The sequence below is a fragment of the Coprobacter secundus subsp. similis genome (assembly GCF_015097275.1).
Classification (GTDB): domain Bacteria; phylum Bacteroidota; class Bacteroidia; order Bacteroidales; family Coprobacteraceae; genus Coprobacter; species Coprobacter secundus.
Genome location: NZ_AP023322.1, coordinates 3,901,363 through 3,920,506, shown reverse-complemented (window position 1 = coordinate 3,920,506; position 19,144 = coordinate 3,901,363). Strand labels below are relative to the sequence as shown.

Below are 19,144 nucleotides of genomic sequence, written 5' to 3'. Positions count from 1 at the left end.
GGCTGGGATATATCATAAAATTACGAAACAACAAATAGAAATTATGCCTATGACAAAATCTAATATATACGGGTTCATACTCTCCGCAGCTCTGCTCATAACGAGTATCAGTTGTGCCCGCCAAGAAGGGCTCTCTGTGATTCCGGCCCCGCAATCGGTAGAATATCATAATGGAAACTTCGAAGTAAACCCGTCAACCAATATTTATACTAATATGTCAAAAGAGGGATGTATGGCTTTTGCCAATTACCTCGAAGGCACATCGCTCGCCTCTCACCCCTTTATAGATACACCGGACGAGTCAAATACAATCATATTAAATCTAAGCAATGATTCTACTTTTACCAACGATGAAGCCTACAAATTGGTAATAGATAAAAATAAAATCGTAATAACAGCCCGAGGCGAAGCCGGCCTTTTCTATGGAACACAGACAATACTGCAAATGCTCGATAATGGTAATGGTAAAACTCTAAAGTCCATAACCATAGAAGACACCCCCCGTTTCCCTTATCGAGGAATGCATCTTGATGTTTCCCGTCACTTTTTTGACAAAGAATTTGTAAAGAAACAATTAGATGCCATGGCATATTTCAAAATGAACCGTTTTCATTGGCATCTGACCGATGGGGCAGGCTGGAGAATAGAAATAAAGAAATACCCTCGCCTCACTTCATTTGCCGCATGGCGACCATTCGACAATCTCCAAGAATGGTGGGTAAGTGGACGAACTTTCTGTAATCAGGATGACCCCAGAGCTGTAGGAGGATACTATACCCAAGAAGATATCAGAGAAGTTGTCGCATATGCTGCCGAACGTCATATTACTATCATCCCCGAAATAGAAATGCCCGGACACTCGGAAGAAGTATTGGCAACCTATCCGGAACTTTCCTGCTCAGGAACACCATACGTAGATGCCGACTATTGCATAGGTACGGAAAAGACTTTCGAATTTCTCGAAAATGTATTACTTGAAGTTATGGATATGTTCCCTTCCGAATACATCCATATCGGTGGTGACGAGGCGCCTAAAACCAGTTGGGAGCAATGTCCTCGTTGCCAAAAACGGATAGCCGATGAAGGTTTGTCGGGAGTGGACGAATTGCAAAGTTATATGATACACCGTATCGAAAAATTTCTTAATGACCACGGCCGTAAACTAATCGGTTGGGATGAAATCATAGAAGGAGGGTTATCACCCACAGCCACTGTAATGTCATGGAGAGGAGAAGAAGGCGGTATAAAAGCGGTAAAAGCCGGAAACCATGCCATCATGACTCCCGGGAAATATTGTTATCTCGATGCTTTCCAAGATGCCCCCAAAACTCAGCCAATGGCTATTGGAGGTTACCTTACCTTAGAAAAAGTATATTCTTACGAACCGATACCCGATTCGCTCAGTTCTGAAGAAGCAAAACTTATCTTAGGCGTACAAGGTAATGTATGGACCGAATATATGCCCACATATGAGCATACAGAATATATGATTTATCCCCGTATCCTGGCCCTTGCCGAGGTAGGTTGGTCTCCTGCTGATAAAAAAGATTGGAACAATTTCCATTCCCGGGCTCTGAAAGCTGTAAAAACTTTACAGGCTCATGGTTATAATCCGTTTCCGCTTGACAAGGAAATAGGAGATAAGCCCGAATCGTTCGAGCCTGTAAAACATCTGGCACGAGATAAGAAAATTATATATGCGCACCCATACAGCAAACAATATTCCGCGGCTGGAGAAAAAACTTTGGTCGATGGTATTCGTGGCGGCTGGATGTATAATGATGACCGTTGGCAAGGATTTATAGATTGTGACTTCAACGTAACGATAGATTTAGGAGAAAATACTCCCATAAAAGAAGTTACTGCCGAATTCATGCAACTCAAAGGACCATATGTATGGATGCCCAAGCAAGTCATAATATCAGTCTCCTCTGACGGTAAGAATTACGATACTCTCTCAACGATAGACAATGACATTTCTCCTGATGAAGAAACACTTCAATTCAAAAACTTTGGATGGCAAGGCACAAGTAAAGCTCGTTATGTCCGCTACCAGGCTTTATCTAACGGTACTCCTGGTGGCTGGTTGTTTACAGACGAAATTATCATAAGATAATCAACAATTCCTGTCTATTTACTTAATAATGCCAGACACTCCGTGTCCCCTTCTTCCAAGAAAGGGGCACGGACAATAACAAAAAACAATGGAAGAAAACACAAGCAACAACAGAAAAACAGCCCATCCTATACAATGGGTACCTTCAGCCTACTTTGCCATGGGTATGCCTTTTGTAGTCCTCAACATGGTAGTTGTATTAATGTATAAAGGTTTAGGAGTAGACAATGCCCAAATCACATTATGGACTTCACTTATTATCCTCCCCTGGACACTAAAGCCGCTTTGGAGCCCTCTTTTGGAAATGTACCGTACAAAGAAATTCTTTGTTGTAACCACGCAAATCGTTACCGGAATAACATTTGCTGCCGTAGCCTTTTCGTTACATCTTCCTTCGTTTTTTGCCATATCAATAGCATTATTAGCCATTATCGCTTTTAGTGGAGCCACTCATGATATCGCTTGTGACGGTGTATATATGACAGAACTGTCGGAAACCGACCAAGCCAAATACATCGGATGGCAAGGAGCCTTCTACAATATTGCCAAAGTAGTAGCTTCCGGAGGCTTTGTATATCTCGCCGGCTATCTCATCAACTATTTCGGAGGAGAGCCGGGAGCATCCTCTGACATCGTGAAAATCGCCAATGAAAATGCCTGGGGAATAGTAATGCTGGTATGTAGTGTTACCATGATTATCCTCGGTCTTTATCATATATGGGTACTCCCATCGAGAAAAAGAATCAAAAGTTCTTCCAACGCAAAAGAACAAATGCACGAACTATGGAATGTCATTGTCGAATTCTTTCACAAAAAACATATTACTTACTATATCTTCTTCATCATCCTGTATCGGTTTGCCGAAGGATTTGTAATGAAAATCGTTCCTCTCTTCCTGAAAGCAGCACGTTCCGAAGGAGGACTTGGATTGACAGAACAACAAATAGGACTGTATTATGGAACATTTGGTGCTGTAGCTTTCGTTATAGGTTCGATACTGGCAGGATATTATATTTCAGCTTTCGGACTACGCAAAACATTATTCTCACTCTGCTGTATCTTCAATCTTCCATTTGTCGTATATGTATTTCTGGCCCTTTATCAACCTGAAAATTCGGCACTGATTGCAGGAGCCATCGCATTCGAATATTTCGGGTATGGATTCGGATTCGTAGGTCTCACACTCTTCATGATGCAACAGATAGCTCCGGGCAAACATCAAATGGCTCATTATGCTTTTGCCTCCGGAATAATGAATCTGGGACTGATGATTCCGGGCTCACTCAGCGGTACGGTATGTGACTGGATAGGATATCATGACTTCTTCATTTTTGTAATGATAGCCACTATACCTTCATTCCTAATGACTTATTTCGTACCCTTTTCCCATACAGATACGGCAAAAGGATAAAACGGAACCTTCGACAGTCCCTGATAATAAAAACAATTTATTATAAACAGAAAATCATAAAACAACCCATTTAACAACTTAACTAACGTAATAAATATGAAGACAGAAATGCCATGGGAGCCCCGTCCCGAAGGGTGCAAAGATGTAATTTGGAGATACTCGGCCAATCCTATCATTCCTCGCAATTTACTACCCACTTCAAACAGCATTTTCAATAGTGCCGTTGTACGTTTTGGAGACGGTTTTGCAGGAGTGTTCCGCTGTGACGACACCAATCGTCGTATGCGTTTGCATGTAGGATTCAGCAAAAACGCTATGAATTGGGAAATAAACCCCGAACCTCTGAAATTTGAATGCGATGATAAAGAAATCGGTGAATGGGTATACGGTTACGATCCGCGTGTTTGCTTTATCGAAGACCGCTATTATGTAACTTGGTGTAACGGATATCACGGGCCCACTATCGGTGTCGCCTGGACAAATGATTTCAAGACATTCCATCAACTTGAAAACGCATTCTTGCCATTCAACCGTAACGGAGTCCTTTTCCCTCGCAAATTTAACGGTAATTTCGCAATGCTCAGTCGCCCCAGCGACAACGGACACACTCCGTTCGGTGACATTTTCTACAGCGAATCACCCGACCTTTGTTTCTGGGGACGTCATCGTCATGTAATGTCACCTGCCAAATTCGAAGAGAGTGCATGGCAATGTACTAAAATCGGAGCAGGGCCTATTCCCATCGAGACACCGGAAGGATGGCTTTTGATTTACCACGGTGTATTAGCCTCCTGCAACGGGTTTGTTTACAGCTTTGGTTCTGCCCTACTCGACCTTGACCAGCCATGGAAAGTCAAATTCCGTTCAGGACCATACCTGCTTTCACCCCAAACCATCTACGAATGTACGGGCGACGTTCCTAACGTAACATTCCCATGTGCAGCATTGCACGACGAGGAAACAGGACGCATCGCTATTTACTACGGTTGTGCCGATACCGTTACCGGCCTGGCATTCGGCTACATTCCCGAAATCATAGAATTTACTAAAAAAACATCCATAATCTGAACAGCTTATGCACATTCGTAATCTGATTACCTTTTGGATAACGGCAGCCCTACTACCAGTTATTGTACGGGCTGCCGACCCGGTTTCATACGTAAACCCTTTTATTGGAACTACCAATTTCGGGACAACCAATCCGGGAGCAATATGCCCCAATGGCTTCATGTCTGTCACACCGTTCAACGTCATGGGCTCTCCTGACAATCGTTATGACAAAGATGCCCGCTGGTGGTCTACCCCATACGAATACCATAACAGTTTTTTTACAGGTTTTTCTCACGTAAACCTCAGTGGTGTAGGATGCCCCGAATTAGGCTCCTTGTTACTAATGCCTACTACTGGAGAACTGGAAGTGGACTACCATCTGTATGGAAGCGAATATACTCGTGAAAAAGCTACTCCTGGATACTACGGTAACCATCTTTTAAAATACAATATAGACACAGAAGTTAGTGCAACATTACGTACCTCAATAGCTAGGTTCACATATCCCGGAGGTAAAAGTCATATACTGCTCAATCTGGGAGAAGGCCTCACAAATGAAAGCGGTGCTACCATACGACAAGTAAATGCCACTGAATACGAAGGATGTAAACTGATGGGAGGATTCTGTTATTACAACCGCCAAGGAGTATTTCCCATATACTTCGTTATTCGTACAGACAAAACCCCGCAACAATCAGGTTACTGGAAAAAACAACGCCCGATGACAGGTGTAGAAGCAGAGTGGGACCCCGACAACGGAAAATATAAAATATACTCGAAATATACCAAAGAAATGTCTGGTGACGATATCGGCCTGTATTTTAGCTATGATACCAAACCAGGAGAACAAATACAAGTGCAGATAGGCGTATCGTTCGTAAGCATAGAAAATGCCCGTGAAAATCTTGAATGTGAACAACAAGGATTTGACTTCGATAAGGTATGCCTCTCAGCACGCCAACAATGGAACGATATTCTTTCCCGTATAGAAGTAGAAGGAGGTACCGATGACCAGAAAACCATTTTCTACACAGCACTCTACCACATGTTTATCCATCCCAATATCTTGCAAGACGTAAATGGAGAATACCCGGCCATGGAAAGCAATAAAATCCTTTCTACCTCTCACAATCGGTATACTGTATTCTCCCTTTGGGATACTTTCCGCAACGTACACCCGTTTATGACACTTACATTTCCCGACCGGCAACTCGACATGGTACGTACTTTGATAGACATGTATAAAGAATGGGGATGGTTGCCCCGTTGGGAACTTTACGGAAATGAGACACTCACTATGTCCGGTGACCCGGCGACAGCTATGATTGCTGATACCTGGCTCCGCGGCCTTCGTGACTTCGACACAGATGCTGCCTACAAAGCTATGCTCAAATCAGCAAATACACCCGGAAAAGATAATTTTTTACGTACCGACAATGACGATTATACAGCACTTGGGTACGTACCTTTACGCGAAACTTTCGATAATTCGGTATCTCACGCCCTCGAATATTATATTGCAGACTTCGCGTTGTCTCAGTTTGCCCAAGCACTCGGTTATGACGAAGATGCAAAGAGTTTTGCCAAACGCTCCTTGGGATATAAAAACTATTACTGTAAAGACTTCGGGACTCTGCGCCCCAAATTACCCGACGGCAAATTCTATACTCCATTCGACCCGATGCAAGGACTCAATTTCGAACCATCACCCGGATTTCATGAAGGTAATGCCTGGAACTATACTTTTTACGTACCTCATGACATCAAAGGCCTTATGCGTCTAATGGGGGGAGAAAATGCTTTTGTCAAAAAGCTACAAAAAGTTTTCGATGAGAACTTGTATGACCCGGCCAACGAACCGGACATTACTTATCCCTACCTGTTCTGTTACGTAAATAAAGAAGCTTGGCGTACCGACTACCAAATATCCCGGCTACTTGCTAAATACTTCAGTAACAAACCTGAAGGCATACCCGGCAATGATGATACAGGAACTATGTCAGCATGGGCCGTATTCAGTATGATGGGTTTCTATCCCGATTGCCCGGGATTGCCACGCTATATTCTTACGTCACCGACTTTTGACAAGATTACCATTCATCTCGATAATAAATATTACTCAAATAAGACATTGGTAATCGAAACTGAACGACCTTCGGCAGACGCAATCTATGTAGACAAAATATCAGTAAACGGCAAACATTTGAAAAACCGTTTCATTTCTCATGAGGATTTAGTAAACGCTAAAACTATACGTTTTACATTGAAAAGGCATTGAGGAAACAAAAAAATCGGGGTGTGTAATAAAAACCGAAAAATAACTCGGTGTAAGCGTAAATCGTTGTCTGTGTGTAACCTTTTACGAACGGTAATAAAGATTGTTAGGGGAATACAAGATTACACACCCCTTCCCCTTCCTCTTTATAATATCAACTACTCTGAGTTTTAATTGAAACCACCGGAAGCAAATCGTGCTTTTACCCACTTATCTTTTAGTGAGGTAAATGTTAATCGTACAGGGAATATATACCCTCCTATTTTCTCCGATAACGAAACAGTATTATTCGGCCTCTCCATCCTTTTCAAGAGACCATAATCCCGTGCATCAATAGCGTAATACTCATCACCATTATCATCCGATATATTTATCGTCCAATCAAAAAGATTCCCTATAACAGATATACTTTGCCGAGTAGGGTCGAATTGTGTCACCGGTAATGATATCAAACGATAACTTTTAGTAAGAAGGACATACAATCGATTCTGTTTGTCCGTAAGAAAAGCCAGAATTTTGCGGTTCTTAAACTCGGTCAAAAAAATATGATTGATAACAATTCCTTCCGGAATATCTATTTTCCGAACAAAAGAACGGCCTACCACCTGCTTCATATGAAACAGGTTATTCTCTTTATCTGTCAATAGGTATCCTTCATCATAATCTTTACGTGTAGTCGGATTTCCGGCGATAATACGAGCTGGGAAAATAAAACCTTTCTTTTGTAAAGCCTTTGTAAAAAGTTGGCTTTTTTTCTCATCGACACAATTACTTTTGATATCGATAAACTCAATACAGTCATTATCTATATGAAACACATCTTCTGGCATGACCAAATCTACCCTTCCAGAACTGGATTCCAATAAAGGATAGAGACCGATAACAGGCCTGTTACTTTCATCTGGAGAATGACGAAAAATAAAATTTTCGGTCTGAATAACCTTTGGATTCAGTTCGACACCTTTCATTCTCTCCGGCAAACGACCATCAGCAATCAATTGCCGATAATAAAACATCGGTAAGATACTGTCAAACTCGCTTTCAGAATATACATTTCCTCCCAAATCCTTTCGTACAACACCTTTATCCGAAGGTTGAAGTACTGCATAATCATCGATAACGCTACTATATAAAGTAAAAGGTGTCTTATTAGCCCGAGCTGTCAGAAAATTATACATCCAAGGCAATATCCATAGCAACAATACAACTATCGTAAAATAAAGCAATAATCTACTGTATCGTATCATGATGTCTCTTTTTTTAATTCAATTACTTCAGAAGGTTAATCCTGTTGTCCGGTTTTAAAACGATATACCGACAACATAGATAATAATACAGTAAGCGATGTATAACCGATAAGTACAGGTAAAAAACTATTATAAGCTTCAGGTACTGCCGAAAGAAAAAATACACGCAACACGCAGACTGCAATAACAATATTCAATATCCGACGTTTCCAAGTCGGCTCCAAACAAATCCAAGCTGTCAACAAATAGCCGGTAAATCCTGCAATATACCACGTAAGAGCTGTCATCAAAATATGTTTCACCAATTCTCCCGCCAATATTCCGATAAAATACACCGACATAAAGATAAAATTAAATACAAAACATACTAACAGGACCAATATACCATACAGCAGCATTACAGCAATAATACGATAATGAGGATAAGGAAGATGCAATGTCAGCTTCAAACGGCTCTGTTGTATTTCAGGCACAAATTGTACAATTGCCAGCAGAATACCGATAATCAAGGGAATATACATTTGCAAATCGATAAATATCACATCTCTTTCCAACATTACCTGCCACAAATGTTCCATTCCTTTGAGACCTATTACCCTATTTACTCTCAATAGGCTATAACCTGTAAATCCGATGGAAACAAGTATCGCCAACAAAAAATACCAACGGGTCTTTATCCACTCTTTATAAAGTATCGGTTTCAGCATTTTGATTCTCCTTACTAATTACGGTTAATACTTTCCGGTAAGCCCGATAAACGCATCCTCTAAATTGACATTTTCACATTTCAACTCCGTATAAGGTACCTGCATTTCCCTTAGTTCCTGCTCTACATCTTCCTGTTTCAGAAAAGCATAAGTCTCTATATGATTACGAATAAGTGAAGGATGATAAAACTTATCATCTGCTATTTGCCACGAATATCCTTCAGGGACTGTAAATGTAAAACGCCTTAAATTATCCAGCAATGTACTCACAGGCTGCTGTATAAGTATCTTCCCATAATCCAGAATAATGCAGTCATCAATAAGACGCTCCATATCCTGAATGATATGCGAAGTCAAAAATACAGTTTTATTTTCTGCTTTAGCATACTCATGAAGATATTCGATAAACAATCTCCTGTATCCTGGGTCTAATCCAAGAGAAAAATCATCAAGAACAAGCAATTCCGGATTTTGGGCTAAAATAAGGCCGAGCGCAACTTGAGAACGTTGTCCGCAAGACATCCGAGAAATACGCTGTCCCGGAGCTACCTTCAGTTTTTCCATCAATTCGTAATAAGCATCCTTATTCCACTTCGGATAAAATTGCGAATAGAACTTCTCTATTTGAGAAATATTCATAAATGTATATTGTACATGACCCTCAATCAACAAGCCTATATCCCTACGACGTGCCGGATTCATCGTCTGTACATTTTCACCAAAAACAAGGCATTCTCCCGACCGAGGTCTCAGATAACCGCTTAATATGTTAATTGTGGTCGTCTTTCCTGTCCCGTTCTTACCAAGCAACCCAAGGATACGCCCTTGAGGTACACTAAAGCTAAGATTTTCATATATCAGCCTCTTACCGTAATAGTGAGTCAGGTTTTTACATTCTATGACAGATTCCATATACATGTATATGATGTTTAATTATCTTTTACCAAAAGAAAAGAAAAAATAATGGTATGGCTATACCTATTAACAACTCTATCCCCCCGATTCCCCACAACCCTCTACGACCTTTTATCATCAGAAAACCGGTCAGGACAATAACCAATAGAGAGATAGCAAAAATATCAGAAAAAGTTGTCCACCACTTACCCGGATTATAGTGCAACCGGCTTATGGCACTGAAAAAAGGCCGACGAGTTACCTTTTCATATACAGCGTGGCCGGAAGCTATATCTACTACCAAGTTCGAACCTCCTTTCAAAAAAACCTTCAAAGACCCTTTTTCCGGGAAATAATGCTTAGTATACTGATTTTCCTCCCCTATTTCTTCCAACAACAACAAAACATCTTTTTTCTTTATGTCTTGTTGCTCCGGTAAAGCTTGCCCCACAATATATACACTCTTTTTTATATCAAAGTTTGAGTTGAAACTGTCCTTATGATTCAGCGCAATCCCAGAGATAGCATACACAACAAGTACACCTGAAAAGAGAAACGATATATCCCTATGTATATTCCGACTCCACCGACGCACAGTATTTGCCCAATTGCCCATCTATACAATTTATTCGTTTACAATTTTATAATCCGTTGCATCGATATAATAAAAAGAAAGATAATTCTTTCCTTCCTTTTCATTACGCTGAGCAATACGCTTTCTAAAATTGGCTATTCGTTCTTCCGTAGAATTTGCAGCCTCCTCTTGTCTGGCTTTTTGTTCACTGCTACAACCGGCAGAAGAATTACCATGCTTTTCATCAGCATTGTTTTCCAACTGGGCTTCCCATTGTTGTAAATAAGCCTCGTCGATACGTTGTTCTTTCAATACTCCGGTTACCCGTACTATACTGTTCACACAATCCTGACTAAACTTCCCGACTTCTTCTCCGGCCTCACAACGAATGGTACGGGTGTCATCACTTCCCATTAAAAATATCTTTCCTCCTCCATGTTGACAAATATGAGTACATACAGCCTCTACATCTACGGTTTGTTCAGTCAAAGCCTCTGCATTAGAAAGCAAAGAGTCTACATCCAAGACTGCAACAGTCTGCTCATCTTCGGTAACACCTTTATTCTCATCTTTTTGAGATTTATTTCCACAAGATACGGTACATAATAATGCGACAGATAATAATGCCGTAACGCCAAAAAATTTAAAACCATTCATTTCTTTTATATTTTTAAATTATTATTCCTTTGTCTTCTATTCTCCTTCTTCTGATAAAAAAACAGTGGAAAAGCTTTTAAGTACCCGAATACCCAAAAACTATCCCTGTTTTTCCTTATTATTATGGAAGAAAAAGTGTTATAAAATTGTTTTTTACTTACTTAACTGCATAACTACATTTATTATCTATCCCACTCTTGTATTTGACTACAAACGTATGCACCTTTTAGCAGTATAGAAATACCCAGATATTATGATAATAACCATACGCCTATACCTATGAATAGGTATAAAAGACTGCGTCTATCTCTCCATATAAAAAGGATAGGCCATGCCCTAATGACACAACCTACCTTCTGTTTGAAAAAGAGATTACTTATATTTAAAAATAATTTGCTGTTATCAGTAAACAACAACTTTTTTACCATTTACAATATAAAATCCTCGTGGCATATCGATTGTTATATTTCCACATTCTGCACGGAAGCTCTTCATCAATCGTCCGGCAGCATTATAAATATTGACCAGACACGATTCTGCCGCTTTAACAACAATTTTTCCTTGTGAAGCATATGCCACAAATGTATCAGCATCGGATACTGCTGAATTGACCCCTGTTGGTATCTCAACATTTGGCAATGTGAATCCACACACAAGAACATCCCAACTATTTTCGGTACTACTCAACGGCTCCAAGCCCTTTACTACAAATGGTGTTGTCCTTCCACGACCGAACATTACATATTTATTTCCTTCAACAAGTGCCCCTCCCTGTCCAGTACTGGCACCACCTCCGGTAAATAATTGATAATATGTGCCTTCTGCAAGAGTCTCTTTATGCATCGAAACCAGCCATCCCCCAGACGACAGAGTATAGCCCGAAACATAGATGCTGTCACCTACAAGGTGAGCACTCTCTGTTTCGCTAATACCCAATTTATAATAGTTTTCTTTTGCAGCCTCAAAATTTCCAGTCTGGGCAGAAGCTGTTATTACATATCCATGTAATGTATTTGTAGTTACAGAATTTTTGAGTATTTCTGTGTCTCCATTGTTGATACTACCTGTAAATGAACCTCCTAATATAATCTTTCCTTCGGCCACTTCTACAAACATCGGTTTGATTCTCTGTCTTCCTGCTGCATCTTTCGTTCCATTCAATAATTTGGCATATTCAACAGCAACCGTCTCGTCGGTAGCATTATTATTCGTCTCGCAATTTACCTTTATATAAAACAAATGAGAACGATCGTTGGGAACCTGAACTGCCTTATCTCCAAACGTCGTAGTTTGTTCTTCCGTTAAACTACCGTTCATATATCCCATCAAGTAAACCGCCTCATCATCAACAGCCATATTCACCGGATTCTCAAGGTTGACAAAACTCCCGTCTTTGTGGGTCATTGTCCATTTATAATTACCCTCAACGTCAAGTTTGAGAAGAAACAAGTCTCCTACAGGATTCTGTACATAATCATAATTCCAATTTTCTGGAACATTATCCGGCTCAAACACTTTGTCGGTTCCCTCAATATTTAAAGGACGGGCAAATTTACCAGCAATATAGAAATTTCCGTCCGGCCCCTCTACTGCTCCATCAAAGTCAAACATATTAGAACATGTTTTACTTACATTATTCACCTTTACTGGCTCATAATCCGCCCAAACATTTTTACACCATTCAACCTTGCCATCTTTATCCAATTTAAGGACATAACCTTTATAAATCCAGCCATGTTCGCTATCTACCGGCAAATCTTTTTCTTCAATAGTGTATACATAACTATCATCAGCAGATGTATGTAGATTCAGCATTATTTTTTTTCCATCAGCGTCGGGACCCTTATCTGCCAATCTCATCTTTAAAGCCAAAAGAACACCTCCGTCAGAAGTAGCTACCATGGATGAAGACGAACGATCAAAATATCCATAATCAGAATATACCGTAAGCAATCTTTCTCCTGCACTATTAATCTTATGCATTATGAAACAAGCATTACCATTTACTTGTATAGACGATTTAGAAGGATAACCATTAAATTTTTCTCCATTATAAGCTGTCCATAAATTCGTTTCAGAGCTATAAAAATCTTGAGTAAAAAATATCTCATTCTCATCATTTGTGGATATTTGCCCTACCATATCCATTCCAGGGCCTCCCGATAAGACAGCCCAATTCCCAGATAGCGTGTCCTTGTTTATCTCAGTTTGAGCCGCCACAGCAACAGTAAACAACAAAGAACTAACAGACAGTAAAATTTTCCTCATAATTTATTTCCCCTTTATAAAAATTAGTTTTTATGTATAATATATACTAAGGGCAAAATAAGTGCAAAACGAATTCAAAGGAAATACCTAATAATTGGTAATTATTACATAAAATTAAATAAATATGGTATTTTCTATATACTAAAAAGCAACACCGATTACGGCTGATATTCCATCTGTATATACCTTATCAGTATACCAACCACGTTGCCAATATGCCGTAACATAAAGGGCGCAACGTCTATTAATTGCAATATCACTTCTCAAAGCCAATTGAAGAAAAATATAGTCAGTAGACAAGAATCTATAATTACAATATAACGGCGTCAATGTCTTTTTATCTACAATATCAGATAACTGCAATTGAGAATTTAGCGATGCCGAATAGCGGACCTGACCATCAACTCTCAACAAAGCTCGTCTTATCTGTTTCCATATTCGCACCATGGCAGAAGAGTTGAGCCTGTCATTATCCAGTGTCCTCATTGGGTAAATATAACGAACTGATACTTGATGGAATCCCACATTAGGACAAACTGCCCAACCGAAATTTGCAGACGCACCACTTTCGTAAAATCCGGAAAGAGTATATTCCGCCTGTTTGCTACTATATTGTTGAGCCGAGGCTATCAAGGGATAAATATCATTAGCCGGATCCCCAAAAAGATTTTCCGTACCTTTCCGGTGATTATTTGAGACATTGGTTTTCATACCCCAAAACCGATTATCATTTTTCTGTTTATAGCCCACCTCAGCCTTCCACGTATACTCATCAACTTTGGCCATTGGCAATTCGTTCAAAGAAGATATAATTTTTTCAAAACGGAAATTATCAAATGATACATTTACTGTAAATCCACTTTTAGTTTCAGGAAGCAAATTCAGACTTCCTCCAAATCTATGCCCTTTATAATACGTTTCCTTCTTTTCCCCTCTAAAACGATAATAATCCATGCCCATCCCGGTAAAATGATAAAGAGTCACATTTCCCTGTTCGTTGTAAAACTTTATATCATTTTTCTGTTTATACTTAAAGGCATTTACAGAAAGCCCGACCCGGTAATAACCAACTTCGGTCAAAGCTGCACCAAGAGTAAAATCAAGCTCTCCTGTTACATTACGTGGACGGGGATCGACCTGTCGATATCCAAGAGTAGCACTGTACGAAGCATCTACCCCCCAAATAAAACGACCGCTTTCTGCAGTATATCCTCCCCCAAAATAATATCGTTCAGACTTAAAATCTCCACCCAATGTATCACCCATAACATATGGATAAAGTAAAAGATAATCTGAAGTTTCATTCCATTTCACATTCTTCTGTATGCCATTCCGGTAACTCGCTTTCCCCCACATGCTACTTTTTCTCTTATTGATAAAAGAGTTTACATCTACAAAACCATAGCGAAAACCATCCCCCATTTGCACGACAATAGGCAGACTTTCATTCCTATAATCGCCTCCCACTGAGACCTCATTTAAAGTATAATCATACATTCTGTATTTCATCACAGGATTATTATAGGGCAAAGAAAAAAAACTCGTATATACTGAGGAATTTTCGGTTATTCGTTGCAGCACCGGAGTACCTTCTTTTTTTGTATCTTTTTTTTCAGCCCATACAGAAGACAAAAATGCAGGAACGAATATCACAAGAAATACTATATTTAGCTCTTTCCTCATCATTTTCACTTATTACTTTCAGTTTTCGGCATAACCCCATCCCATGTTACAGTAGATGCTTTGGTCCCCTGGGCATCTTTTGCCGTACCCTGCTGCTCTATAATAGAAGGAACACATTCTGTATTGAAATCATCACTGGAATTATTCGTATCCTGAAGAATACAACGTCCATTTTCAAACCCTGCAACTTTGCGACGTACACTCTTGAAGTAACGCTCCTTATCATGGTCTATCTTTCCGCAATGGGTCCACCCAGCATCAACATTCGGCGGCAAAATGTCCCAAACCCGCGCAGCCTCCACACTACAATTAACCCCGTCTACAATCCATGAATTCGGAATTTTATAAGCCGATTGCTGCATCGGAAACGTTCCGGCCGGCAGATACATTGTATAACTGTATGTATAATAATAATCCCGTAGATAAGTCTCCTTGTCGATAGGAATACGAGCAAGTGCATACGAACAGAAACCTCGATTATGAAGTACCCAAAAACTCAATGTATAACAATACCATTTATCCAAGTTAGGAACCGTAGGACTATCAATATCCATATGGGATGGCTTTGTCGACTCATCATACCATTCAAAATCAGCAGCACTCAAGTCAAATGAATTAGGGTTAGCATTACGGTGGTCTATACCTGTATCGCATAAAATGAGACTTTCGCCCGGCTGTACCGGATGTTCTTTTCCACTCCCTGGTATTACATATATAGCCCATACGGTAAATGTATCTTTCCGAATATCAGGGGTATAATCGAAATACTGTGTAGATTTGAATTTCGACTCACAAAGAGCTAATCCATCGGCATAAAGGACATGGTCCGTATTATTATATATTTTGACATAAGAATCTCCATAATATTGAGAACCTGACGAACGTAACGTTCCGGTAAAAAATATCTCCTCTATGATAAAATCATCTTTATCACTAAACAAAAATGTTTCTATAGACAAATTTAATTTCTCATTGCTATTTATCTCTACAGACTCAAGTTTTCCCGACAATTTTCCCTGCATTGTGACAGTCTCAGACTCCTGAGTATGGTCGTCTCCGGCTTCTCCTTCGTCGGGATTGCTGGTTGCACCTTCTGACGTTGTTTGGTAAGTAACATCTGCCTTATACGAGCAATTATACAATCCTCTGGGTAAATCGAAATTTTCATTTACGGGAACTGTAACATTTTCGCCTGTCGAGACATTTGTAAACACAAGAGTCTCTTCCAGTATTGTCAAAGCCTGAACATTATCTGGATACACAATAGTAACTCCCGTCGTAGCACGTGGCACATCCATCTCGTCCTGGCACGAAACAAAGGCAACAGAGAAAAGAGTGATAAACAATATAAATTTCAATTTCATATTTATTGTATTTTTATTATTTCATAAAGTAAAATTCAATTCCATTCCAAAATACGGGTCTACATTTCGCCGAATAGTAAAACCATTCGATTGGTAATCGGGGGTATAATCCAACAGCTTATTAGCAAAAAAAGCTAAACTCAAATGCTTGCCAATCCTTTTTGTCGCCTTAAAATTGACATACAAAGCCATCGGTATTTTCATCGGCCTAAAATTGTCTTCATTATAATTCAGTATCAAATGCTGTAAAATAGCATCTGATTTGGACTCTTCCGTATACGGATGCAACTCTCCATCAGAAACATCGATATAAGAAACCGGGATTCCGTTTTTTCTTTGTAACTGACGTTGGGTATACCATACACACTGAACTGATGATGTAAAAATCAATCCCCATTCAGGGACCTGTGTATCCAACATAAAATTAGTATTGAACCGGTGATTTATCTGCCCGTCATTCCAATTATATAAACCGATATAATTATCCTGTACAATAACATTATCTACGACATCGCTAACGGCATAATACATTGGCAAACTATTTGTATATACTGACTTAAACCACGCTCCAGTTATATTCACTGCTGTGCGTAATGGTTTTATTCGTTGCGATGTAAACTGAAATTCAACACCTTCCTTTTCCAATCGACTGCCATTTTCCGCACGACGGTAATAATCCAATTTGCTTTTTTCAGAATAAGGAATGTTCTCCAATATCGGTGGTCCTTGCAACTCACTGCTTATTATCGAACTTTCATCGTAATCTTTATAACTATACGGAGCATATACATTAGAATAGCGGAAACCGGATGATGTAATTTCTCTAAAATAACTGACGGACAAGCGATTGCCATTATAACTGATATCTGTCCGAACCTCCCATTTTTTATTCCGGGCCGGTTTCAGATTGTAATTAGTCTGGTCTTGAATATAAGATAAGACGGTAAACCGACTGTTCTCTACCGGTTTTTTATCATCATAATATGCTAATTGAGTAATATCATTATAACGTTTATCTGGATATAAATAATTCAGTGTAGACATCTTTGTTGTCCATCCTATGCCTCCTGCCAAAGCAAAAACCAAATCATGTTTTCCTATTTTTATCCCCGGAAATGTCCACTGAGCATTAAAACGAGGGTCCAAATAAACCTTTCCTTTGAGCAAATAAGCTTCATCTAAACCCAATAAAGAGTTAGTACGGACTCCAGCAAGAAGTTCCAATTTATTTTTCCAAAAATTTTTGGTAATCATATCTTCAAGGAAAAAAGACAGATTTTGTATTGCCGGAATGTCCTTATAAGCCCGAGGACGAGAATCCCAATCCCCCACAGCAGACAGAGGATGCCCTAAATCATATACTTGGCCACGTCCATAATTTTTTGTATAATCCCATTGTCCACCGACTTTAATGTTATTACGCACACCGGCCGGATTCACATTGAATTCACTCTTCAACTTGACGTATGTATTGAACGGCTTCCCTTCACTCAAATAGTCGGCCATATATTCAGAAAACAAAATCTGGGCATCATGTTCTCCGGCATCAGTACTCGTAGGGGCCAAACCATAACGTTGAGGTGATACCAAACGGGTTTGTGTCAATCGGTCTACTTGCATACTAACTGCAGAATTTAGCTCAACCAGCTTCAAAAAACTTAATTTCGGGAATTTCCACTCTAAATTATTCGTAAAAGCCGAACGATTATAGACGGACTTATACTCATCAATACGACCAAAATTAAGTTCCGGGTCCTGTTTACTATTATCAAATGAACCCGTATAATCAAATGCAGAGGCCCATCTCATCACCCATCGTTCTTTTTTCCAATTCCAAGTAAGACGAATTGAAGCATTGATACGCTGATAATTCTCAAGTTTATTGGTCGGATCGACCTTTGAATTAAGATAACCACCATCCAAATTGACAATCAAATCCTGGTTGCCTGGGACAATAAAACCTTTTCCTACAGCAACAAGTTTACTATATCCATCAGCCTTGAAACGGGCGGCCAAAGGAGTTGCCTTTCTTATCTTCTTAATATTGACAACCCCACTGGTCAAATTTCCATACTCCACAGAAGGAATACCCCTGATAATCTCCACACTTTCTATATCATCCGTCGAGATAGCCCGCATATCTACACCTCGATTGGTTATATTTCGCTTATTTTCCGCATTGTTGTTATCTCCTGAAGAATAAGTATTTGACAATGGAGAATATTGCAAATTAGCATCCGTATTAATCGGAGCCCCGTCAACTACAAACAGTGTTCCAAGAGAAGTAATGGCATAATCGGGATTATTGGTTGCATTCCCATTCGCATCGGTTGTCCCTGTTTCCCGTAAATTAATAGTATTAGCTGCACCCATATTCGGATCTTTAGAAATTCCTCCGGGCAAAAGTTCCAACAAATCAGTAAAACTGGTCGGTTGTAAATGAGACATAGCCGAACGATCAATAATAGAAGCAGTAACAGGTCCTCTTGCTTCAGTAGCAGTTACAACCACCTCATGCAACTGATTACTGGAATATATATTGACTGTGAGATAAAGATTCTTTTTAAGTTCAAGATGTTTTTTCTGTTTTTTATAACCAATGTACGAAAAATAGATATCATATTCTCCGGGTTGTATTCCTGTTATTTTGAAATTCCCTTCGTCATCGGCAACAGTTGCGTAATTTTTTATTCCTTTTATCTGTACAGTGGCATAGGGCAATATTTCTTTCGTCTGTGCATCCCTTATACTCCCGCTAAGAATAACTTTATCTAAAGAAGTTTGTGTATACGCGGATAGAGTGGAAATTATATATATGAAAAGAGTAACTATAATTCTTTCTCGTCCCATTTTCTCTCTATATTTTGTGACGTGCGAAACTACACACAACTCCATATA

General features: G+C 39.5%; 13 protein-coding genes. 4 read left to right on the top strand and 9 right to left on the bottom strand.

The genetic code is table 11. The annotated features are described in order from the left end of the window. Window positions 1-49: 49 nt before the first annotated feature. The 4 genes from Cop2CBH44_RS15525 (at window position 50) to Cop2CBH44_RS15510 (ending at window position 6,855) form a co-directional block, all read left to right on the top strand. The gene (locus Cop2CBH44_RS15525; RefSeq protein ID WP_200755171.1) at window positions 50-2,116 is read left to right on the top strand and encodes a glycoside hydrolase family 20 protein; all 2,067 of its coding nucleotides are present in this window, start codon (window positions 50-52) and stop codon (window positions 2,114-2,116) included. An 88-nt stretch (window positions 2,117-2,204) separates the two neighbouring features. Continuing rightward, window positions 2,205-3,527, top strand: a complete 1,323-nt coding sequence (locus tag Cop2CBH44_RS15520; RefSeq protein ID WP_021930110.1) for an MFS transporter — start codon at window positions 2,205-2,207, stop codon at window positions 3,525-3,527. A 96-nt stretch (window positions 3,528-3,623) separates the two neighbouring features. Continuing rightward, window positions 3,624-4,595: a glycoside hydrolase family 130 protein gene (locus Cop2CBH44_RS15515; RefSeq protein ID WP_044227330.1), complete on the top strand. Its 972-nt coding sequence runs from the start codon at window positions 3,624-3,626 to the stop codon at window positions 4,593-4,595. Between the two features lie 7 nt (window positions 4,596-4,602). Next, entirely contained in the window at window positions 4,603-6,855 is a 2,253-nt protein-coding gene (locus Cop2CBH44_RS15510; RefSeq protein WP_044227333.1) for a GH92 family glycosyl hydrolase, read from the top strand. A gap of 167 nt (window positions 6,856-7,022) precedes the next feature. Here the strand turns inward: Cop2CBH44_RS15510 and Cop2CBH44_RS15505 are convergent, their stop codons facing one another. From Cop2CBH44_RS15505 to Cop2CBH44_RS15465, 9 genes are all read right to left on the bottom strand, one after another. After that, on the bottom strand, window positions 7,023-8,099 hold the full coding sequence (locus tag Cop2CBH44_RS15505) for a DUF4857 domain-containing protein (RefSeq protein ID WP_044227336.1): 1,077 nt from the start codon (window positions 8,097-8,099) through the stop codon (window positions 7,023-7,025). Window positions 8,100-8,134: 35 nt separating this feature from the next. Next, window positions 8,135-8,806, bottom strand: a complete 672-nt coding sequence (locus tag Cop2CBH44_RS15500) for a hypothetical protein (RefSeq protein ID WP_044227339.1) — start codon at window positions 8,804-8,806, stop codon at window positions 8,135-8,137. A 24-nt stretch (window positions 8,807-8,830) separates the two neighbouring features. Next, window positions 8,831-9,718: an ABC transporter ATP-binding protein gene (locus Cop2CBH44_RS15495; RefSeq protein ID WP_044227628.1), complete on the bottom strand. Its 888-nt coding sequence runs from the start codon at window positions 9,716-9,718 to the stop codon at window positions 8,831-8,833. A gap of 28 nt (window positions 9,719-9,746) precedes the next feature. Further along, window positions 9,747-10,316 carry a PepSY-associated TM helix domain-containing protein gene (locus Cop2CBH44_RS15490; protein ID WP_044227341.1) on the bottom strand — a complete coding sequence of 190 codons (570 nt, stop codon included), beginning with the start codon at window positions 10,314-10,316 and terminating at the stop codon, window positions 9,747-9,749. A gap of 9 nt (window positions 10,317-10,325) precedes the next feature. Further along, window positions 10,326-10,931: a hypothetical protein gene (locus Cop2CBH44_RS15485; protein WP_200755170.1), complete on the bottom strand. Its 606-nt coding sequence runs from the start codon at window positions 10,929-10,931 to the stop codon at window positions 10,326-10,328. A gap of 402 nt (window positions 10,932-11,333) precedes the next feature. Beyond that, window positions 11,334-13,199 carry a hypothetical protein gene (locus Cop2CBH44_RS15480; RefSeq protein WP_200755169.1) on the bottom strand — a complete coding sequence of 622 codons (1,866 nt, stop codon included), beginning with the start codon at window positions 13,197-13,199 and terminating at the stop codon, window positions 11,334-11,336. 141 nt (window positions 13,200-13,340) lie between these two features. Then, window positions 13,341-14,885 carry a DUF6850 family outer membrane beta-barrel protein gene (locus Cop2CBH44_RS15475; RefSeq protein ID WP_052431469.1) on the bottom strand — a complete coding sequence of 515 codons (1,545 nt, stop codon included), beginning with the start codon at window positions 14,883-14,885 and terminating at the stop codon, window positions 13,341-13,343. A gap of 2 nt (window positions 14,886-14,887) precedes the next feature. Then, a complete protein-coding gene (locus Cop2CBH44_RS15470; protein ID WP_044227351.1) occupies window positions 14,888-16,246 on the bottom strand; it encodes a DUF4876 domain-containing protein in 1,359 nt (452 codons plus the stop codon). Window positions 16,247-16,267: 21 nt separating this feature from the next. Then, on the bottom strand, window positions 16,268-19,096 hold the full coding sequence (locus Cop2CBH44_RS15465) for a TonB-dependent receptor (RefSeq protein ID WP_044227354.1): 2,829 nt from the start codon (window positions 19,094-19,096) through the stop codon (window positions 16,268-16,270). Window positions 19,097-19,144: the final 48 nt, after the last annotated feature.